The sequence below is a fragment of the Paenibacillus sp. FSL H7-0756 genome (assembly GCF_038006765.1).
GTDB lineage: Bacteria > Bacillota > Bacilli > Paenibacillales > Paenibacillaceae > Paenibacillus_AQ.
Map to the genome: position 1 here is coordinate 830,915 of NZ_JBBOVT010000003.1, position 21,669 is coordinate 852,583.

General features: G+C 49.8%; 17 protein-coding genes. 14 read left to right on the forward strand and 3 right to left on the reverse strand.

Features of this window, described 5'->3' with window-relative positions; translation table 11 throughout:
• Positions 1-119: 119 nt before the first annotated feature.
• The 4 genes from NST04_RS29735 to NST04_RS29750 all read left to right on the forward strand — a co-directional run bounded on the left by NST04_RS29735 (position 120) and on the right by NST04_RS29750 (position 4,226).
• Positions 120-1,658, forward strand: coding sequence for an ABC transporter ATP-binding protein (locus NST04_RS29735; protein WP_341187461.1), 1,539 nt, complete (start codon positions 120-122; stop codon positions 1,656-1,658).
• Positions 1,651-2,727, forward strand: coding sequence for an ABC transporter permease (locus tag NST04_RS29740; protein ID WP_341187462.1), 1,077 nt, complete (start codon positions 1,651-1,653; stop codon positions 2,725-2,727). The genes NST04_RS29735 and NST04_RS29740 overlap by 8 nt, the downstream gene beginning before the upstream one ends.
• Positions 2,728-3,684 (forward strand): ABC transporter permease, encoded by a 957-nt coding sequence (locus NST04_RS29745; protein ID WP_341187463.1) that lies wholly within the window; start codon positions 2,728-2,730, stop codon positions 3,682-3,684.
• A gap of 182 nt (positions 3,685-3,866) precedes the next feature.
• Positions 3,867-4,226 carry a hypothetical protein gene (locus NST04_RS29750; RefSeq protein WP_341187464.1) on the forward strand — a complete coding sequence of 120 codons (360 nt, stop codon included), beginning with the start codon at positions 3,867-3,869 and terminating at the stop codon, positions 4,224-4,226.
• 22 nt (positions 4,227-4,248) lie between these two features.
• On the opposite strand, the gene NST04_RS29755 is transcribed toward NST04_RS29750, so the two are convergent.
• Positions 4,249-4,695, reverse strand: a complete 447-nt coding sequence (locus NST04_RS29755; RefSeq protein WP_341187465.1) for a GNAT family N-acetyltransferase — start codon at positions 4,693-4,695, stop codon at positions 4,249-4,251.
• A gap of 622 nt (positions 4,696-5,317) precedes the next feature.
• On the opposite strand from NST04_RS29755, the gene ilvB reads away from it, so the two are divergent.
• The 5 genes from ilvB (at position 5,318) to NST04_RS29780 (ending at position 14,838) form a co-directional block, all read left to right on the forward strand.
• Positions 5,318-7,069: a biosynthetic-type acetolactate synthase large subunit gene (gene ilvB, locus NST04_RS29760; protein WP_341187466.1), complete on the forward strand. Its 1,752-nt coding sequence runs from the start codon at positions 5,318-5,320 to the stop codon at positions 7,067-7,069.
• A gap of 5 nt (positions 7,070-7,074) precedes the next feature.
• Positions 7,075-7,554 (forward strand): acetolactate synthase small subunit, encoded by a 480-nt coding sequence (ilvN, locus tag NST04_RS29765; protein WP_036696181.1) that lies wholly within the window; start codon positions 7,075-7,077, stop codon positions 7,552-7,554.
• Positions 7,555-7,741: 187 nt separating this feature from the next.
• Positions 7,742-8,734: a ketol-acid reductoisomerase gene (gene ilvC / locus NST04_RS29770; RefSeq protein ID WP_341187467.1), complete on the forward strand. Its 993-nt coding sequence runs from the start codon at positions 7,742-7,744 to the stop codon at positions 8,732-8,734.
• A gap of 108 nt (positions 8,735-8,842) precedes the next feature.
• Positions 8,843-10,384, forward strand: a complete 1,542-nt coding sequence (locus NST04_RS29775; protein ID WP_340756026.1) for a 2-isopropylmalate synthase — start codon at positions 8,843-8,845, stop codon at positions 10,382-10,384.
• A 410-nt stretch (positions 10,385-10,794) separates the two neighbouring features.
• Positions 10,795-14,838: a collagen binding domain-containing protein gene (locus NST04_RS29780; RefSeq protein ID WP_341187468.1), complete on the forward strand. Its 4,044-nt coding sequence runs from the start codon at positions 10,795-10,797 to the stop codon at positions 14,836-14,838.
• Positions 14,839-14,994: 156 nt separating this feature from the next.
• Here the strand turns inward: NST04_RS29780 and NST04_RS29785 are convergent, their stop codons facing one another.
• Positions 14,995-16,143 carry a response regulator gene (locus NST04_RS29785; RefSeq protein ID WP_341187469.1) on the reverse strand — a complete coding sequence of 383 codons (1,149 nt, stop codon included), beginning with the start codon at positions 16,141-16,143 and terminating at the stop codon, positions 14,995-14,997.
• A 212-nt stretch (positions 16,144-16,355) separates the two neighbouring features.
• Here NST04_RS29785 and NST04_RS29790 point away from each other — a divergent pair, with 212 nt between their 5' ends.
• The 4 genes from NST04_RS29790 (at position 16,356) to NST04_RS29805 (ending at position 19,035) form a co-directional block, all read left to right on the forward strand.
• The gene (locus tag NST04_RS29790) at positions 16,356-16,898 is read left to right on the forward strand and encodes an RNA polymerase sigma factor (protein WP_341187470.1); all 543 of its coding nucleotides are present in this window, start codon (positions 16,356-16,358) and stop codon (positions 16,896-16,898) included.
• On the forward strand, positions 16,895-17,365 hold the full coding sequence (locus NST04_RS29795; protein WP_341187471.1) for a zf-HC2 domain-containing protein: 471 nt from the start codon (positions 16,895-16,897) through the stop codon (positions 17,363-17,365). Before NST04_RS29790 ends, NST04_RS29795 begins: the two co-directional genes overlap by 4 nt.
• Positions 17,366-17,426: 61 nt before the next feature.
• Positions 17,427-17,924, forward strand: coding sequence for a hypothetical protein (locus NST04_RS29800; RefSeq protein WP_341169764.1), 498 nt, complete (start codon positions 17,427-17,429; stop codon positions 17,922-17,924).
• Between the two features lie 19 nt (positions 17,925-17,943).
• Positions 17,944-19,035 carry a LiaF transmembrane domain-containing protein gene (locus tag NST04_RS29805; protein WP_341187472.1) on the forward strand — a complete coding sequence of 364 codons (1,092 nt, stop codon included), beginning with the start codon at positions 17,944-17,946 and terminating at the stop codon, positions 19,033-19,035.
• Positions 19,036-19,153: 118 nt separating this feature from the next.
• Here NST04_RS29805 and NST04_RS29810 read toward each other — a convergent pair whose 3' ends face one another.
• Positions 19,154-20,134 carry an aldo/keto reductase gene (locus NST04_RS29810; protein WP_036696143.1) on the reverse strand — a complete coding sequence of 327 codons (981 nt, stop codon included), beginning with the start codon at positions 20,132-20,134 and terminating at the stop codon, positions 19,154-19,156.
• 227 nt (positions 20,135-20,361) lie between these two features.
• On the opposite strand from NST04_RS29810, the gene leuB reads away from it, so the two are divergent.
• A complete protein-coding gene (gene leuB, locus NST04_RS29815; RefSeq protein WP_341187473.1) occupies positions 20,362-21,444 on the forward strand; it encodes a 3-isopropylmalate dehydrogenase in 1,083 nt (360 codons plus the stop codon).
• Positions 21,445-21,669: the final 225 nt, after the last annotated feature.

The window sequence follows — 21,669 nt, forward strand, 5'->3', positions numbered from 1 at the left end:
TGGCCTTGTTCTCTGTCAGCATCTGTTATAGACAATCACAACTGTACCGTCCTTGTGTGGGGCGGTACAGCCGTGTCTAAAAGGCAATATTATATATATTCTGTGATGAGGGTGATTCCATGAGTGCTGCGGCTCCTGTCGTAGAGTTGAAGCAAATCACAAAACGCTTTCCCGGTATCGTTGCGAACGACTCTATTAGTCTGACGCTGGAAAAAGGGGAGATCCATGCGCTGCTTGGTGAGAACGGGGCAGGCAAATCGACCTTGATGAATATCGTATTCGGACTGTACCAGCCCGATGAAGGCAGCATCGAAATCGACGGGAAACCGGTTATTATTGATAACCCCAATAAAGCTATTGAGCTTGGCATTGGTATGGTTCACCAGCATTTCAAGCTTGTTGATCCTTTTACGGTCACCGAGAACATTGTTCTGGGCATGGAACCGAAGAAAGGTCTTAAAATTGACTATAAATCCGCTGCGGAGCAGGTTCGTAAGCTATCTGAGCAGTACGGGCTCCAAGTCAATCCAAATGCCAAAATTCATGACATTTCGGTAGGCATGCAGCAACGGGTAGAAATTATGAAAACCCTGTACCGCGGAGCGGATATACTTATATTCGACGAGCCTACCGCTGTACTTACGCCGCAGGAAATTACGGAACTGATGGCGATTATGAAGCGGCTCGTTGCTGAAGGTAAATCCATTATCCTGATCACGCATAAGCTGAAGGAAATTATGCAGATTTCCGACCGTGTCACGATTATCCGCCGCGGCAAGGTAATTGATACGGTGAAGACTGCCGGTACCAATCCGAATGAGCTGGCCGAGAAGATGGTCGGACGCGGAGTTACGTTCAAAGTGGACAAGCAGACACCGCATATTGGCGAGACCATCCTGAAGCTGTCTAATGTCAGCAGCAAGAGCAAGGATGGCGTGCCTGTGCTGAATAACTTGAGCTTTGAAGTGAAGGCGGGGGAGATTCTCGGAATCGCCGGTGTGGACGGTAACGGCCAAAGTGAGCTGATTCAGGCCATAACCGGGCTACGTAAGATTGATTCAGGTTCGATCCAGGTCTCCGGTAAGGAGATTGCCAATCTGTCACCGCGTAAGGTATCTGAAATGAATGTCTCCCATATTCCGGAGGACCGTCACAAGCATGGTCTGGTGCTGGATTTCACTGTAAGTGAGAACATGGTTCTGGAGACGTATTATAAGAGTCCGTACAACCAAAATGGATTCTTGAACACAGATGTCATTAACAAACATGCCGAAGACCTGGTAAGGCAGTTCGATGTGCGTACACCGTCCATAGAGAACAAAGCCCGTTCCTTATCCGGCGGTAATCAACAAAAAGCGATTATTGCGCGGGAAATAGACAAAAATCCGACTCTTCTGATTGCCGCACAGCCAACACGCGGTCTGGATGTCGGGGCGATTGAATTTGTACAAAAGCAGCTTATTGCCCAGCGGGACCAAGGCAAGGCTGTGTTGCTTATTTCTTTTGAATTGGATGAAATCATGAATGTGTCTGACCGGATTGCCGTTATTTATGAAGGCCAGATTGTCGGAGAAGTATTCCCGCAGGATACGAATGACCAGGAACTGGGTCTGATGATGGCGGGCAGTTTGAAGCGGGGAGGTCATGCGGATGTCTAGACTCCGGAAAATATTCGCAACAGACAGCTATATCGTTCCGCTTGTAGCGATTCTATTGGGCTTCCTGGTGGGTGCTATTGTCATGCTGTTTGGCGGTTACGATCCTATCGCCGCCTACTCTGCGCTGTTCAAGCGTGTGTTCGGCAGCCCGTACGATTTCGGTGAGGCGATCCGCGAGATGACTCCGCTGATGCTGACGGGTCTGGCCGTAGCCTTTGCCTTCCGCTCAGGGATGTTCAACATCGGTGCGGACGGACAGGTCATGATCGGGATGACGGCTGCGTCTGTTGTCGGCATTAAGCTTGGCGGGGTATTGCCTTCCTTCCTGTTAGTCCCGCTTGCGGTCATAGCGGCTGCTGTATGCGGCGGGCTATGGGCCGGTATTGCCGGATATCTGAAGGCCAAGCGCGGAATTAATGAAGTTATTACAACGATCATGTTGAACTGGATTGCGCTCTTCCTGTCGAATTATATTGTCCGGACCTTCCTGCTTCTGCAGGGGCAGAACCGGTCGGAGGATAATCCGGCTTCTCTCTCCATGACCTTCCTCTTCTCCACCTTTGATAATGCCCGCTTGCACTGGGGAACTGTGATTGCTCTGGCGGCAGCCACCTTCTTCTATGTCTATCTGTGGAAGACCAAGCAGGGTTACGAAATGCGTGCAGTAGGCTTAAATCCGCATGCTGCTGAGTATGCAGGAATGAATGTTGGACGTAATGTAGTGAAGGCCATGTTCATCAGCGGCGTGTTCGCAGGCCTCGCAGGCGCTGGTGAAGTACTGGGCGTATTCCATTATCAATCGGTATTCGCAGCTTCACCCGGTTATGGATTCGACGGTATCGCTGTTGCCCTGCTCGGACTGACCCATCCGCTGGGTGTCATTCTTGCTGCCATTCTATACGGCACGCTGACGTACGGCTCGGCAGGCATGAGCTTTGGTGCGGATGTGCCGCCGGAGCTGATCCGTATTGTAATCGGTTCGATTATATTCTTCATCGCTGCGCAAGGCATTGTACGCTGGGTGCTCAAACCGTTTTACTTCAAGCGCAAGAAAGAGAAGGTGTTATAGATGGACTTCGTAGTCTTAGGCCAACTGCTCAATACGACGCTTGTTTTTTCCACAGCGCTAATATTTGCCTCCCTCGGCGGCATCTTCTCTGAACGATCCGGTGTCGTGAATATCGGACTTGAAGGCTTAATGATGTTTGGTGCCTTTGCAGCTGCCGTAGGCGGTTATTATGCTCAAGATGCAGGCATGGGCGAATGGGCTCCTTGGGTCGGTGTGCTTTGTGCCATGGCTGTAGGCGTAATCGGTTCACTGATCCATGCTGTGGCTGCGATTACCTTCAAGGCTGATCAGACGATAAGTGGTACGGTTATTAACTTCCTGGCCGCAGGCAGCACGCTTTACATGGTTAAGCTGTTCTTCGAAGGCTCAGGCGAAACTCCGCTGATCGACGGCTTCAGTAAAATGGCAATTCCTGGACTCTCCAAGATTCCGGTTATCGGAGAAGGGATATTCAACTCATACCCCACCACCTATTTAGCGATTATATTAGTAATCGTCATTTATTTCGTCCTGTTCAAAACTCCGTTTGGGCTCCGGCTGCGCGCGGTTGGTGAACATCCGAGTGCGGCTGACACCCTGGGGGTCAACGTTAACAAGATGAGATATATCGGCGTCATGCTGAGCGGACTGCTGGCAGGTATCGGCGGAGCCACCATTACGTTGACCACTACCGGTACGTTTGCCCATAATACGATCTCGGGTCAAGGCTTCATTGCCATTGCAGCGATGATCTTCGGGAAGTGGAACCCGCTTGGTGCGTTCGGTGCAGCTGTATTCTTCGGCTTCTCCCAGGCGATCCGCAACTATGTACAATTGTTTGAATGGTCCAAGAGCATTCCGCAAGAGTTCATCTTCATGATTCCTTATGTGTTAACCATTATCGTACTGGTGAGTGCAGTGGGCCGTTCCTCGGCGCCCAAGGCGCTTGGTGAGCCTTACGATCCTAGCAAACGCTAGGCCATCAGCAATACCATACTAAGTACTGAACAGAGCGCATTTCCGGATTCCGGAAATGCGCTTTTTTTTGAAAATTTGCAGGCAGCAGCTGCGGATACTTCAAGCCCTGAGGCGGGCGGATGTACAGGCAAATACCGGGTGAGGCGAATAGACTGTTAAGAAACAATTACAGGAGGGATATTATGACACACCCGGTTACTAAACAACAAGTGAGAAAGCTGATCGGTAAACATATCGTGGCGGTAAAAAAAGACGGGTCCAAGGTGACGGGCAAACTGGTCCGCATCTCAGGCAACCGGCTGATCTTGCAGCGTATCAGTAGTAAAAAAGTACAAACCAAGGCATTGATTCCACTTGTGTTGTTTGATTTGCTGGCCATCGGTACGGCTCCTTACGGTTACGGCGGAGGCTATGGCTACGGCTATGGCGGCGGGGCTCCTTACGGGGGCGGTTATGGTTATGGCCATGGTCCTGTTCCCGGCCCTTATGGAGGCTATGGCCCCGGTCCTGGTTATGGCATTCCGCCGATTGGCTTCTTTTAAGTCTTAGAGCTTGCCTGCTCCATCAACGGAACTGTTTCTCAAGCTCATAGCAGTAATTTTGCGGTTGATAACGGGCTACGCTGTAGCCCAGTTTTTCATAAAAGGCCAGGCCAGCGGTATTTCCGGTATCTACGGAGACCTTCGCTCTATGGCATGCACGGGATAGTGCAAACCGCTCTGCCCTGTCCATGAGCATATTACCGTAGCGTTTACGCCTTGCTCCCGGGGCAATAGCGAGCATATCAATGTATAACAAATCGCCATGCAGCAGAAAATGCACGAACCCCAGCGGATCGCTTTCGTAGTCGGGACAAGCAACAAGTGTGACTCCCTGTCCCAGGCGGCGGGGCAGATCCTTCCTGACCTGATTAATGATCGTCTGCGGAAGATGAGATAACGGGACAAGCTGCTTTTCAATCAAGTCATAAATAATCGTGTCATCCTGCCTGGGTCTGCGGTAACGAATCATAAATATTGCCCCCTTTCCACGCATTGTCGTACATCATATGCCCCGGGTGGTGTGGGCGTTCCGGCAAGAATAGAACAAGATTTTATGAAGAATTTAAGGTATAACTCGCAGAGGGGTATTGACTAACCGTGTGAGGAATCATATAATGTGTCTAAACATTTAACGAGCATACATGTATCGGCAATGATGAGGACGAAGTTTTAAGGGCTCTTTTGTTCAGAGAGTGAGAGGAATTGCTGCAACCTCCACCAGAATCCCTTATATACGAGCTCACCTCGGAGCTGTTTCCCTGAAAGGTCCATCAGCAAGAGCGGTGGAATTATTAGGGGGAATCGTTTGGTCCGCGTTAGGGACTTCAGGTTACGAAGATTTGGGCCCTGCCTACATCGATGGATTTTTGTATCCTGATAAGGCATTTCATCGCGAGATGTAATGCAAACATGGGTGGTACCACGGAAGCTAAACCTTTCGTCCCTCACGCGCTTCTTCTGCGCGTGGGAGGCGAAAGGTTTTTTTGTTGAATAGGGAGAAAATAGGGCCTGTTCGCTAATATTAAGGGTTGTTGATAAGGGCGTCCTGTCATTTGAATAATGCATGTGAATGATCGAAGGGAGGAATACTGATGAGCGCGCAATTACCGGAAGAAGTGCGGTCGATAGAGCAGTTACGTGAGAAATGGAAAAATCCAGAGGTGGTTTCGGGTTCCGAAGTCCTCTTGCGCAGTCTTGTACTGGAAGGTGTAGATACTGTATTTGGATATCCCGGCGGGGCTGTACTCTATATCTATGATGCTCTGTATGGATTTGACGATTTCAACCATATTCTGACCCGCCATGAGCAGGGAGCGATCCATGCGGCCGACGGGTATGCCAGAGCAAGCGGTAAGGTTGGCGTATGTATTGCCACTTCAGGTCCGGGAGCAACCAATCTGGTGACGGGAATCGCTACAGCTTTTATGGATTCGGTTCCGCTGGTGGTCATCACCGGTAACGTATTCTCCAGCCTGATTGGTACAGATGCTTTCCAGGAAGCGGATATTACCGGGATTACGATGCCGATTACGAAGCACAGCTATCTGGTGCGGGATGTTGAGGACCTGCCGCGTATTATTCATGAAGCCTTCCATATTGCGAATACAGGACGTAAGGGTCCGGTACTGATCGATATTCCGAAGGATGTATCGGCGGCGATGACATTGTTCACTCCGGCAGAACAGCAGGGGGTTAACCTTCGCGGCTACAATCCGCGCACGGTTCCCAATAAGCTGCAGCTGGATAAGCTGGTGAAGGCTATCGATGCAGCGGAGCGTCCGATTATTATTGCAGGCGGCGGAGTCATATACTCTGGAGCGCATGAGTCTATGTATGAATTCGTGAAACGCACGGAGATTCCAATTACAACTACATTGCTGGGCTTGGGGTGTTACCCGAGCGGCGAAGAGTTATGGATGGGAATGCCGGGGATGCACGGCACATATACAGCCAATAATGCCATTCAGCAATGCGATCTGCTGATTAACATCGGTGCCCGGTTCGATGACCGCGTAACCGGCAAGCTGGACGGCTTCGCTCCCAAAGCGAAGATCGTGCATATCGATATTGATCCGGCCGAGATCGGCAAGAATGTTGCAACTGATATCCCCATTGTCGGCGATGTGAAGACTGTTCTGGAAATGCTGATCCCGGATGTGAAGCGCGCCTCGAAGGCCGATGCCTGGAGAACACAGATTGCCCAGTGGAAGCTGGACCAGCCGTATCGCTACAAGGATTCGGAGACAGAGCTGAAGCCGCAATGGGTTATCCAGATGATTAATGACACCACTAATGGTGAAGCGATTGTGACTACAGACGTAGGCCAGCATCAGATGTGGGCTGCCCAATATTACAAGTTCAACCATCCGCGTTCATGGATTACTTCGGGGGGGCTTGGAACTATGGGCTTCGGTTTCCCGTCGGCGATTGGGGCGCAAATGGCCCATCCGCAGCGGCTCGTAGTCTCCATTAATGGTGACGGCGGAATGCAGATGTGTTCCCAGGAGCTTGCCATCTGTGCGATCAATAAGATTCCGGTCAAAATTGTTGTCATCAACAATCAGGTGCTCGGAATGGTCCGCCAGTGGCAGAACCTGATCTATGAGAAGCGTTACAGCTATACTGATCTCGCGGGAAGTCCGGATTTTGTAAAGCTGGCTGAAGCTTACGGTGTGAAGGGACTGCGGGCAACCAACAAGGAAGAAGCCGGCGCGGCCTGGAAAGAAGCCATGGAAACACCTGGACCCGTCCTGGTAGAATTCGTTGTTCCAAAGGATGAGAATGTCTACCCGATGGTAACTCAAGGCTCTACCATTGATCAAATGCTGATGGGGGATGAATAACAGTGATGAGACATACGATTGCTGTGCTCGTAAATGACCAGCCTGGTGTGCTGCAGCGGGTATCCGGATTATTCGGCCGCCGCGGCTTCAATATTGAGAGTATTACGGTAGGACAATCCGAAGAGGTCGGATTGTCCCGGATGGTAATTGTAACCTTGGGTGACCAGCATACCCTGGAGCAGATTGAGAAGCAGCTGTACAAGCTGATCGATGTAATCAAGGTGGTGGATCTGGGCGCAAAACCAATGGTAGCCCGGGAGCTGGCGTTGATTAAGGTGAAGGCAGAGCCGTCAGAACGGCCGGAGATTATGGGCGTCGTCGAAACCTTCCGTGCATCTGTAGTAGATATTGGCTCAACCAGCCTGCTTGTACAGGTAGTTGGGGATACCACCAAGATTGATGCAATGATCGAGCTGCTGAAGCCTTATGGTATTAAGGAGCTGTCCCGGACCGGAGTCACGGCGATGATTCGCGGGAATGCCTGATCGTCACATTTTACAGCTTTAACGAATTACTGCTTGCGTGCATTAATTTATTGATATTCGCTTAGACTTGCCCGCGAAAGAGCGGGGGCTTGAGGAACACGTCATTATATAGTAAGACTAATATGCAACGTGTTTTTGAAGCACCCGCTCTTTACGATGGGTCCCAAATTAAAGGAGGATTTTGACAATGGCAGTTACAACGTACTATGAACAGGATGCAGAGCTTAGCGTATTGAAAGGAAAGACAATTGCGGTAATCGGGTACGGTAGCCAAGGACATGCCCAGGCACAGAACCTGCGTGACAGTGGTCTTCAGGTGATAATCGGACTGCGTGAAGGCAAATCGTTCGAAGCTGCCAAGAATGACGGTTTTGAAGTATTGTCTGTAGCAGAAGCGGTATCCCGTGCAGATGTGGTGCAGATCCTGATGCCGGACGAAACACAGGCCTCTGTATATAAGAACGATATCGAACCGAACCTTAAGAATGGTGCGGCTCTGATGTTCTCCCACGGCTTCAACGTACATTTCGGCCAAATCGTAGCTCCTAAGGATGCCGATGTGCTGCTGGTAGCTCCTAAATCCCCGGGACACATGGTTCGCCGTACTTATGTGGAAGGCTTCGGCGTTCCCGGCCTGATCGCTATTGAGCAAGATGCAACCGGCAATGCACAGGCTATCGGTCTGGCGTATGCCAAAGGCATCGGCTGTACCCGTGCCGGAGTGATCGAGACCTCGTTCCGTGAAGAGACGGAAACGGATCTGTTCGGTGAACAGGCTGTCCTCTGCGGCGGTGTGTCCGAACTGATCAAGGCTGGCTTCGAGACATTGACTGAAGCCGGATATGCTCCTGAGATGGCTTACTTCGAGTGCTTGCATGAGCTGAAGCTGATCGTTGACATGGTATATGAAGGCGGATTGTCCAGCATGCGCGATTCCATCAGTAACACTGCGGAATACGGTGACTATGTAACTGGACCACGCATCATTACTGCTGAGACCAAGAAAGCAATGAAAGAAGTACTGTCCGATATTCAGCAAGGTAAATTCGCCCGCGACTTTATCCTTGAGAACCAATCCGGCCGTGCCTTCCTGACCGCTACCCGCCGCAACGAAGCCGCTCATCCGGTAGAAGTGGTCGGCAGCCAGCTGCGTGAAATGATGCACTGGATTAAGAAATAGAGTCATATACTTACTAAATACAATGAACCATAGATAACCCTCAGATGCGGCCGTAATTTTGCGGGCCGCATTTGAGGGTTTATGGACAATCTTCAGGAGGTGCTCAGCATGCGGAAAATTTATGTGTTCGACACGACGCTGCGTGACGGAGAGCAGTCGCCGGGTGTGAACCTCAATACGCGTGAGAAGGTAGAAATCGCTTATCAGCTGGAGAAGCTGGGAATTGACCGGATGGAGGCAGGCTTCCCTGCCGCTTCGCCGGGGGATCTGGCTGCGGTGAATGCAGTAGCCAGAGCGGTCAAGAATGTCACTGTAATCGGTCTGTCGCGTTCCAGAGAGAGCGATATTGATGCGGTCAAGGAAGCGCTGCAGGGGGCACAGGACCCATGCATTCATATTTTCCTGGCAACCTCGCCGATACACCGTCAGCATAAGCTGCGCATGGAGAAGTCACAGGTGCTGGAAACGGCACAATCGGCGATCCGCTATGCTAAGAAGTATTTTCCCAAGCTGGAATTCTCCCTGGAGGACGCCGGACGCACCGAGCGTGAATTCATGGCCGAAATGGTCTCCATGGCGATCCGTGAGGGTGCGAATGTAGTAAATATTCCAGATACAGTCGGTTACTTGAATCCGGCGGAATATGGAGCCATCTTTAAATTCCTGAAGGATACGGTGCCGGATATCGAGCGGGTACAGCTTAGCGCCCATTGTCATAATGATCTGGGGATGGCTACTGCCAATACCCTCGCTGCCATTCAGAATGGTGCAGACCAGATTGAGGGGACAATTAACGGGATCGGGGAACGTGCCGGCAATACAGCGATTGAAGAGGTCGCTCTGGCGCTTGAGACCCGCAGTGAATATTTCGGTGCCAAGACCTCTCTGGTCCTGTCCGAAATCTCCCGTACCAGCCGTCTCGTCAGCAAGCTGACAGGAATGGTTGTTCCGGGCAACAAGGCGATTGTCGGCGCCAATGCTTTCGCCCATGAATCCGGGATTCATCAGGATGGCATGCTGAAGGAGAAGACCACTTATGAGATTATGACGCCCGAAACGATTGGCCTCAAAGAAAGTAAGCTGGTGCTTGGCAAGCATTCCGGCCGTCACGCTTTCCGCGATAAGCTGAGTGATCTGGGCTATGACATTTCTGAGGAAGAGGTCAATGCCGCTTTTGCCAAATTCAAGGATCTCGCAGATAAGAAAAAGGAAGTCTCGGACGAGGATATCCTAGCGCTTCTGGAAGAGAAGCTGATCGATACGCCGGAGACCTTCAGCCTGCAGACGATCTATGTTACGTATGGCAATGAGGCTACTCCAACCGCTAAGGTGATTATTCACGGCCAGGACCCGCAGCCGATTGTGGCGGTTGCCGAAGGCAACGGATCGGTCGACGCAATCTACAATGCCATTGACCAGGCTACAGGGGAAGAAGTCACACTTGGCGATTACTCGATCAAAGCCGTCAGTAGAGGTAAGGATGCTCAGGGTGAGGTACATGTCGTGCTCTCGCAAGGCGAGGTTGCTGCGCAGGGCCGCGGACTTAGCACCGATATTCTGGAAGCGAGTGCCAGAGCCTACCTGGATGCACTGAACAAGCTGATTGAGAAGCGCAAGACCTACACCAAGCGTGAGCATGCCAATCTCTAATTCAGTTATATAAAAGAAGCCTCCCTGGACCAGTACGATTGGTCCGGGGCGGCTTCTTTTTTTGTTCAAAAATTTGCTGAAATTTTTTTGCGCTGAGAATTTTGGTTTTGAATCCAGTTATAGAGGATTTGAAACAAGTTTTTGAATGAAAAGAATGAACAAGATGAGTCGAAAAAATGAAAAATAGTTCATAATCCAAGGCTGATTCCTCATTATCTGCGTTTGAAACCACTTTTTTGTCGATAAAAATATTTTATTTTTAAGTTATCTATGATTTATCTCATAATCTGTTCAGAAATTGTTCAGAGGCAGGAAGTAGAGTTACGGAAGTACAGTAAACGCGAAATTGAAGGCCCACATACATATTAGCGACAGGGGGACGATCGGGAAGAAGGAAGCGGACTGGGTGAATGGCAAAGCAAGCTGGAATGTTCATTAAGCAGAAAGAGAGAGGGTATAACAATATGAAAAGAAAGACGATAGGCGCCTGGTTGGTTGTTGTAATGCTGATTACACAGTTTGCCAACGGTTTCGGGTTCATGACGAAGGTTAAGGCGGATGGGACGGAGATAACAGATCCACTAATTACAAGTGTGACTATGTCAGTCTATGATAATGGTGTTCCTGTAACGGATGTTGTCTACAAGCAGGGGGCTGAAGTCAAGCTGACTTATAATTGGGAGCTTCCCGATAACCATAATTATAAAGGGGGAGATACTTACTCCTTTGATTTGCCTGATAAATTTGTACTCGCTTCAGATATTAAAAATGTAGCACTTGTAGCGGATGGAATGAATTTGGGATCCTTTGATGTACTTAAAGGCAGCCCGAATAAGGTTGTAATGACTTTGGGCAATGATGTTGATAAATTCTTCGGAGTGCATGGTTCCTTTACAATTAAAACCTCCTTTGATATGAGCAAATTCACCGAAACAACAGTACAGACGATTGTCTTCCCTGTAGACGGCGGCAATCAGACCGTTACTATTACTTTCGAGCCTAAGGTAGACTCGACAATCTCTAAACGCGGTGTTCCTAAAGGAACTAACGCAAATAATGTAAATGCTAAACAAATTGTTTGGAGTGTCGATGTAAATAAAGTATTGGACAGTGTCTATGGAGCTAATGTCCTTGATACTATTCCTGCAGGTCTTACTTTGACTAATCCACTGGATGTTAAAGTATATGATCTGAATGTGAAACTAGACGGATCAGTTACACAGGGGTCAGAAATTTCAAACTCCAAGTATTCAGTTACGACTCCTTCGGGTGATCTGAAGGTCGCATTTAATGAATCGCCAATCACAAGCGCTTATCGTGTTCAATTCACTACCGATATCACGGATGCAACTAAAACAAGCTTCACGAATAATGCTTCATTCAGTGGAACAAACTTACAGGCTGTTCCTGCATCAGCGACAGTGAATGTTTCTAGAGGAGCTTATCTGAGCAAAAAATCATCTAATTATAATTCCGCAACTCAGGTAACCTACTGGGAGATCAATTATAACTATAACGAGTCATCGGTTCTTAAAGATGATGCCGTGTTAAAGGATTACTTCAATAACTCACAGCAATTGGTAGAGGGTTCCGTAAAAGTATTTCCGGTGAATTTCCTGACAGATGCGGCAGGAACTGTTGGAAGTACTGAGATTAATAATTATACGGTTACTCCTGCAACCCAGCCTGGGAAGAACGGATTTGAACTGAAATTCAATGAAAACATCAACAGTGCCTACCAAATTAAATATCAGACAAAGGCGATCAATCGAGTTGAGGGATCGGAGACTATTACCAACTCGGTTACATCCGGATCTACGACTGTAACTGGAGTTAATGATATTGGTCAGGTCATTATTAATAAGTCTGCAAAGGTAAACTACAATAGCAAAAAAGTTACTTGGACAGTGGCTATTAATGGTGACAGCTATCCGATGGAGAATGTAGTGGTTAAGGATATTTTCACCAATAAAGGTCTCGAGATTATTCCCGGAACTATTATTGTTAAACAAGGTACATCAACAATTACCACAGGTTATACTATTGAGAATCTAGTCAATACTACAGGTTTTAATGTTGTATTTAGTTCACCAATTAGTGGACCTTATACGATAACTTATGATACTTATTATGATAATAAGTGGCTGAATTATGATTGGCTCACAAAGGATGCTGATTTTGAGAATAAAGCGACTGTGGAATGGAATTATCCAGGATCCACGGTTCTTAAAACAAAAACTGTAACGGCAAACTTTAATCCTAAATCAGCAGAGAAAGCCAATGGTTATAAGAGTGGAGACTACAATGCACAAGAAAAGGAAATTACTTGGACGGTTGGGGTGAATTATAACCGGTATTCACTTGCAAATGCTAAAGTAACAGATACATTGCAGGATAATCAAAAATTCGTTCCATCTTCTGTAGAAATTCACACTATGAATGTCAATGAAGATGGTGGTTACTCCAAAGGATCAATTAAGCTTGCTCTGGATACAGATTACAATGTTACCTATAACGAAACGAGCAAAGAACTACAAATAGATTTTACAAAAACAATCACAACGGGTTATGTTATTACTTTTAAAACAAGTCTTAAAGGCCAATTGACTAATACATCAACGTTGAACAATACTGCCAACCTGTATAGTGGTACAAAACCGGAGTCAAAAGATCTAAAGGCTTCAGTGACGATTCCCAAAGCCGGCGAATATGTTACAAAGTCTGGGACACAGAACAATTTGAATATTAAATGGACTGTGAATATTAACCACAATCAGTCTTACATTGAGTCAGCCAAAATAGTAGATGATCCGAGCGATAATCAAATCCTTATTCCGGATTCGTTCAAACTGTACGCTACTACAGTTAATTCTGGAGGTACTGTTAGTAAGGTCTCTACACCGCTAACTAAGGGAACAGATTATGATCTAGTCATCACTACAGACCCTGATCTTGGTAAACAACAGTTTGTACTCACTTTCAAGGCTCCTATAGAGAAACCTTATATTTTGGAATATGAGTCTCTGATTGTAGCCAATAATGGGCAAAAAGTGTCCAATCATGTCTCAATCAGTGGTGAAAACTCCACTACAATTACCAAACAAACCAGCAAGGAAGTTACGGTTGCACTGTCAGACGCAGACGGCGTAGGAACAGGCAGCAGAAAAAATCTGAAGGTTGTTAAAGAGGATTCGACTAATCCTTCACTTAAGCTAAGCGGTGCTACATTTGCACTTTATCGTAAGGCTGGGGGAACAGAGACTGTCTTTAACACACTCACAACAGATTCTAAGGGTGAAATTAACTTTAATAATCTATGGCCGGGGACCTATACATTGCAGGAAATTACTGCACCAGCCGGTTATATCCTTAATCCTACCCGCTATCCGGTAAATTTTGATTCTACACTGGAAACGGTTATGACAGTGAAAAACCAGAAGACAGCAACGCCAACACCGTCGCCGACGGCAACACCGGCGCCAACAGCAACGCCAACACCGGCGCCGACAGCAACACCAACGCCAACAGCAACGCCAACACCGGCACCAACAGCAACACCGACTACGGCACCAACAGCAACACCGACTACGGCACCAACAGCAACACCGACTACGGCACCAACAGCAACACCGACTACGGCACCAACAGCAACACCGACTACAGCACCAACAGCAACACCGACTACGGCACCAACAGCAACACCGACTACGGCACCAACAGCAACACCGACTACAGCACCAACAGCAACACCGACTACAGCACCAACAGCAACACCGACTACAGTACCAACGACAGAACCAACAGCAACGCCAACACCAGTTACAGTACCAACATCACCGCCGGTCTACTATACACCGACACCTGGACCATCCACCATTCCTGGAGTTGTCGGTACACCAACGCCGACACCATCGGTAACGCCAGCGCCAACGGGGACTCCGGCTGCTTCAAGTACACCTGGGGTTACAACAGAACCTGTAGCTACACCGGCAGTTACGCCAGCAGTAACACCGGCCCAGCCTGGAACGGTCAGCACTCCAACGCCGCAAGCCACACAGGTGACTACGATTGAAGAAGTGCCTATCGACGGCGAAATCCCGCTGGGAGGCATCCCTAGCATCGGCGAAGAGCCGGCGCATGGTACGGTAACTATCACACCGGATGGCAAATGGACGTATACTCCAGATCCAGGCTACACCGGCAAGGATAAATTCACGATTGTCGTTACAGATGAAGACGGCAATGAGGAAGAGATTACAATTGAAGTTGGTGTTGATGAAGTGCCTAAGGGCACGGTTACTGAGCCAACTGACAAAGGCAACAACAGCGGACTTCCCGGCAAGCTTCCACAGACCGGAGAAGAAAGTCCTCTCCCGCTGTATCTGACTGGCGGCGGATTGATCATTCTGGGTGCTGTACTGGCCAGAAGATTCAATGCCCGTAAAAAGATGTAGGAGAGTACACCTCATCAAGCACTAACAAGCTAATATGGCCGTGTACACAAAAACACCCGCAGCAGGCTGCGGGTGTCTTTGCTGTTAGAAATATAAAGTCGCTGAAATAATGCCGTCCCCTGAAAGGTCAGCATTGCCGTTTCTATTTACGGAGAATCACATACTTCTGAGGTTAAGATGCTTCCATTCCTCATACCAGCGCTTAATACTCGCGGGGGGCTTCACGCCGAGCTCCCGTTTCAGTAATGCCGTCAGAGTATGATATTGCTCCTCTACTGCTGAACGCTCCCCGATGCTGTCGTAGACCTTCATCAGCCCGAGATGCCCCTGTTCAAAATAAGGCTGGAGCTGCACCACCCTCTGGTACACGGTTACTGCTTCCGGTATCCGGCCGCTGCTGACATAGAATTCGGCGATATTCATGGCGTGATGCAGCCAGATGGTCCGCAGACGCTGCCGTTCCCCTTCCGCCCAGAGGTAATCGTAATCGCTCAGATAGTCCCCCGAATAGAAATCGAACAACCGCTGATGCTCCTCATAGTTGTCCTTATTGATGGCATCTTGAGTCAGAATGCCCTTCTCCCATTCGTAGCTGTCTATCAGCAGGCTGCCGGTCTCCAGGGTGTAGCCTTCTCCTCCACTGGCATTGCTGATCTGCAGATCAATCTCTGCCTGCTTTAGGCATTGCCGAACCTGATAAATCGTTGTATAAAGATGAGTGGAGGCCTTCTTGAGATTGAAATCGGGCCACAGCAGATCGGTTAAGGTATCTTTGCTTACGAACCGGTTGCGGTTATGAAATAAATAAGCGAATAATTCCTGTGCCTTGGAGGTGCGCCAGCGGATATTGGGCAGCGGTTGGCCGCTTCGTTCAAATCTCAAAGACTGGAAGCTGCGGATCATGACCGTCTGCTTAGGCTTGCGGGAATCCTCCTGTGCCTGGCTGACACGCTCTTCCAGCCGCTCAATGGTCTTGAGCAGACGGCCCCGTTGTACAGGCTTCAGGACATAGTCGAGTGCATACAGCTCGAATGCCTCGATAGCATAGCTGTTATGAGCAGTCACAAATACGATACTTGCCTGCGGGCACAGCCTTTGCATAGCCTCCGCAGCCTGGACGCCATTCATCTCAGGCATATCAATGTCGAGGAAAATCACATCAGGGCGTAGCAGCGGAGCTGCATTGACCGCCTCGGAGGGATCAGTATAAGCAGCGATTACATTTATAGTTGTCAGTTCTTCCAGCATCATTTTCAGCTTCATAAGAGCAAGCCGTTCATCATCTACCAGCAAGGCCTGAATCATATCTATCCCACCACTTCATAAAGGAATGTTGTCTTGTCATAGGCTGTTTAAGGGTAATTCGACAAGAAAGTGGGTTATCCTCCCTCTGTACTTGCGCTTGAGGCTGATTTTTGAATAGAAATGCTGCTATTCTAAAATAATTTAGAAAACCATGCAGGGGAACCTTAAAGCCAGGCGTCTAACGTTATGTAGCTGAAGGAGGGAAGAAAGACTTGGAAGAGACGGAGTGGATCAAAGCTGTGCTAAGCGGCGAGCATCAGACCTTCGGGAATCTGGTGACCCGTTATCAAGGCATGGTATATAGTGTATGCATCAAAATTACAGGAGAAGCCGAGTCTGCCAAGGATATGGCTCAGGAAGTCTTCATCAAAGCCTATAAAGCCCTTCCCACCTTCAGAGGACAGTCTTCCTTCTCCACCTGGCTGTACCGGATTGCTTACCGCACCTGCCTGGACTGGAAACGGGCCAATGACCGGGAATGGCGGCACCGGAGTGCAGCAGATTACACAGAGAATGACTGGGTGACTTCACAGACACCTGAACAGGCAGTGCTTCGCAAGGAGGCATCCCGTGAGCTGGGTGAGAACCTGAATAGTCTGGCGGAACCGTACCGGTCGGTTGTGCAGCTGTACTATTTTCAGCGACACTCGTATCAGGAGATAGCTGATCAAAAAGGAATTTCGGTTAAAACGGTTGAATCGCAGCTCTATCGGGCCAGACAGATGATGCGCAAAAGCGGGGAGGAATGGCGATGAATTGTTCAACAGTAAAAGAGTGGATGCCGCATTATATAGATGGACAGTTGTCACCAGAGGCCCAGCAGGCCATCTATCTGCATACCCTGACCTGTCCCGGCTGCGCGGAATGGCTGGAGGAGGCACGCGGGCTTGCGGCGATGTGGAGCGAGATGGAAGCCGGGCTGGATCTTAACGGTCAGGAGCCCGTGTTGCCGCATGACTTTCCTGATTTGACTGGGGATGTTATGGCAAGGATCGGCCAACTGGAGAACGGGCGCAGAGAACGGATTGTGAAACCCACCATGACCAGACGGCGCACGACCCGGAGAACCTCCTGGATGCATTATGGCGTGGCGGTCGGACTGACGTTTCTCCTGCTGCAGCTTGGCGTATTTGAGAATTTGGCCTATGGCATCACTGAAATCAACGGGCATATGTCCACATCGGTCAGCTCCTGGTTCGGCCCGCAAGGTAACAATAAATAATTCCATAGCGGCTTCGCCGGTTATCTATTTTATTTCAACAAAACTTTTGGGAGGGTAACATATGATTAAGAAAAGACGCTGGCTCACGTTTCTCCTGGCTATGGTTCCGGGACTGGGCCACATGTATCTAGGCTTTAAAAAAATGGGGCTGGAGTATATGATAGGAGCATCGCTCTGTATTATATTCATTCCGTCCATGCCTGCTGTATTTCCGTTCGCGCTTGCTGCGCTCTGGTTCTACCAATTATTCGATGCGCTGCAAAAGGCGGCTTGGATGAAGGTATCGGCTGCCGAGCATGAGCGGATGATGTTCCATCCCGATAGCTTTGGAGCACCCTGGTCGATGGGAATGTCTGCGCCCCCGATGTACCCGCATGATGATGTTAATCCGGTATGGGTTGGTATAGGGTGTGTTATCGCGGGCATCCTGCTGCTGCTCATCACTGCATTTCCCGCACTGTGGGAGATTTTGAACGATATGAACATCGGAGCGATTCTGCTGTCGCTTGCCTTGATCGGGTATGGATTCAGAATGCTGAAGAATAATTCAAAAGTATAGTGAAATGGGGAATTAAAGGATGGGGAGATGGAAAATCGGCAGCTTTACCGCCGCAATAGGGTGCATAATAGTAGGAGTTATTGTAGTCATGGCTCAGTATGGTGTAGTCACGTATGATGTGCTGGGCTATATCTGGCCGGCCCTGCTTGTCCTGTTCGGCCTGGAGATGCTGCTTAGGCTCTTCATTAAATCCGATGTCAAAAGCCGGGTAAGCGGCTGGGCTATTCTGCTGATCATTGTGCTTATCGCGGCAAGCGGGGCACAGACGGTGTTAGCCGGAGGATCGCTGAGCAGTATCTTCGGCAACACCAAGCTGGTGCCGGTGAACGGGAAGGTAGAAGTGCAGCAGGATATTAAGAACGTGCGGATTAATCTGCCCCAAGGCAAGGTTAAGCTTCAGGGTGTGGATGGGAACACGCTTGCATATGAAGGAAAACTTGAGTTACCGGGCAATACAGACAATGAAGCGGCGAGTGCTCTGGAGCGTAAATGGAAAGTGACGGCCGAGGGCGACACGCTTGTGATGGAGCTGGAGGGAGATTCTGGCTGGCTCTCCAATATCCAGATCGGCTTCAACAACAATGCACCATATCTGAATGTCAGCATTCCGCAGGATCTGGCCGCTCAGGTAGAGACCAGTGACGGTTCCATCGAAGCCGGGGGGCTGGCCGCAGGCATTAATGTGGATACGAGTAACGGAACGATGGATATCCATGATGTCTCCGGCGGTGTGAAGGCTAACAGCAGCAACGGCACGCTGACGGTAAAGAATGTACAGGGCGGAGCAGACCTGGTTAGCTCGAACGGTGCGATTACGCTGGGGAATATTGACGGCGCTGTGTCGGCCAGAAGCAGCAACGGCAAGATTACAGTCAATTCGGCAATCACGGGTGCATGGGAGCTGAAATCCAGCAACGGCAAGATTGTCTTGGGTCTTCCGGCGGTAACGGATGCCAAGATTACGGCAGATACCAGTAACGGATCGCTTAAAGGCAACGTGGACTGGGGCGGCGACGATGAGGACCATGGAACGGCTGTACTTGGAAAAGGCACCCATGAGGTCACCTTGTCCACCAGCAATGGTTCTATAACAGTGGATACTGCACAATAAAAGACATAGAAGCATAAAGAGCTGTTCACCAGTATAACGTACTGGTGAACAGCTCCTTATTGTAAGTGAAGAAATGATTTCGGGGAGGATTATGCGGGCTGCAGCCAGTTAGTCCTGATTACCATGCATATGCCTTCGGAGCCGCACCGCCGGGTCCGGGGAAAATCTCATCCAGACGCTTCAGCACGGATTCGTCCAGAACAACCTCCAGGCTGCGCAGCGCGCTCTCGAATTGCTCCAGCGTACGCGGTCCGATGATTGGCGCTGTGACGGCAGGATTCGCCAGCAGCCAGGCCAGAGCGATATTATCCTGCGGCTCGCCCAACTCCAGGCTTAGCTCCGCAAAGGCCTCAAGCTGCTTCTTGTGCTGCTCTACCCGCTCCGCGTTGCCGCCGCTGCGGCTGCCCTCAATCTTCTTCAGCGCGTTGCGGCCAAGCAGTCCCCCGTCAAGCGGACTCCACGGAATAATGCCAAGGCCCAGATGCTGCGCGGCAGGCAGAACCTCAAGCTCCGGCAGACGGCAGGTCAGGCTGTATTTATGCTGCTCGGATACCAGTCCAAGGAACCCTCGGGCCTTCGCCTCCTGCTGGGCAACGGCAATATCCCAGCCGGCGAAGTTACTGGAGCCGGTGTAGCCGATCTTGCCTTGGCTGACCGCAAGCTCGAAGGCGCCCCACAGCTCGTCCCAGGACACGTTACGGTCGATATGGTGCATCTGGTACAGTTCGATGTGATCGGTCTGCAGACGCTGCAGGGAGCCCTCCAGATGACGGCGGATAATGTAGGAAGAGAGGCCGCCTTCATCATTGGGTCCATCCAGCTTGTCACTCATCGCTCCGTAGACCTTGGTCGCCAGGACAACCTTCTCACGGCGTCCGCCGCCCTGCTTGAACCAGCGGCCGATAATGGTCTCAGTCAGACCCGAATTCTCACCCCAGCCATACACATTGGCGGTATCAAAAAACTGGACTCCCGCGTCCAGCGCCGCATCCATAATCCGGAAGGCTTCCTTCTCGTCGGTGATGGGACCGAAGTTCATCGTTCCCAGACAGAGGCGGCTTACCTTCATACCAGACTTGCCAAGCTTCGCGTATTGCATCTTAAGATCACTCCTCTTCCATATGATTAGAGATCCGATAATTTCACCTGCCCATTAATTGTAATCAATTGGCGGGACAAGGGCAAATTCACGCTCCGCTTCACTTATAGGCTATATCTATGAACGTGATAGAATCTATATCTTTGTCCTTTGTCCTTCGTTATGATACAACAATATACAGAAGAACTATGTCTGCGACCAGCAGGACTACCTAAGGAGTGACAGGAATGAGCGAGGTCAAAAAAATCGCCGTAATTGCCGGGGACGGTATCGGACCTGAAGTTGTGGCGGAAGCGGAAAAGGTATTGAAAAGAACGGAAGAGCTGTTCGGGTATACATTTGAAACGGAGCACGCCCTGTTCGGCGGAATCGCCATTGATGAACGCGGAACTCCGCTGCCTGAGGATACGCTTGAAATCTGCCGCAGTGCCGATGCTGTATTGCTTGGAGCCGTAGGCGGACCGAAGTGGGATAACAATCCGAAGGAGCTGCGTCCGGAGACCGGACTGCTGGGTATCCGCAAGGCGCTTGGCCTATTCTCCAATCTGCGTCCGGCGGTGGTCTTCGATTGTCTGAAGGATGCTTCGACGCTGAAGCCGGAGGTACTGGAAGGAACAGACCTGATGGTCGTACGTGAATTGACAGGCGGGATCTACTTCGGGGACAAGCTGCGCCGCCAGGGCGAGCATGGCGAAGAAGCGGTAGATACTTGTGTCTACAACGTCACTGAGGTGGAGCGGATCGTACGCCAGGCGTTCGAGATTGCCGGGAAGCGCCGGGGCAAGCTGGCGAGTGTTGACAAAGCCAACGTCCTGGAGACCTCCCGTCTGTGGCGTGAAGTGGTGAACAGACTGGCGCCGGAATATCCGCAGGTTGAAGTTGAGCATGTGCTGGTGGATAACTGTGCGATGCAGCTGCTGCGCCGTCCTTCGAGCTTCGATGTCATCGTGACCGAGAATATGTTCGGTGATATCCTGAGCGATGAAGCAGCGATGCTGACAGGCTCCATCGGCATGCTGGCCTCCGCTTCACTGGGAGAAGGCAGCTACGGCCTCTACGAGCCGGTTCACGGCTCCGCGCCTGACATTGCCGGACAGGGGCTGGCGAACCCGATCGCTACGATCCTGTCGCTTGCACTGATGTTCCGCATGACCTTCGGCTATGAGAATGCAGCCGCTGCCATTGAAGCCGCAGTTGCGGAGGTGCTGGATGCCGGTCACCGGACAAGCGATATCGCAGTTGATAAGAGTAAGGCGATCAGCACCACGGAGATGGGCGACCTGATTGTAGCCGCTATCCGCAAAGCCTAGTTCTACCACATGTATCCCTTTTGACGCAGAACAAGTGGAAACGGCTTCGCCGTCCTTTTAAAGGACGGCGAAGCCGTTTCAGCGAGAAATAGAAGGATAATGTATAGCGTGAAACCTATACATTCTTCTATTTTGGAGAAAAACTTCACAAAATATTGCTTATTTATAATTATTATAAAAAAGTAATCAATGTAATATTGACTTTGATTTTGTACGATGATAACA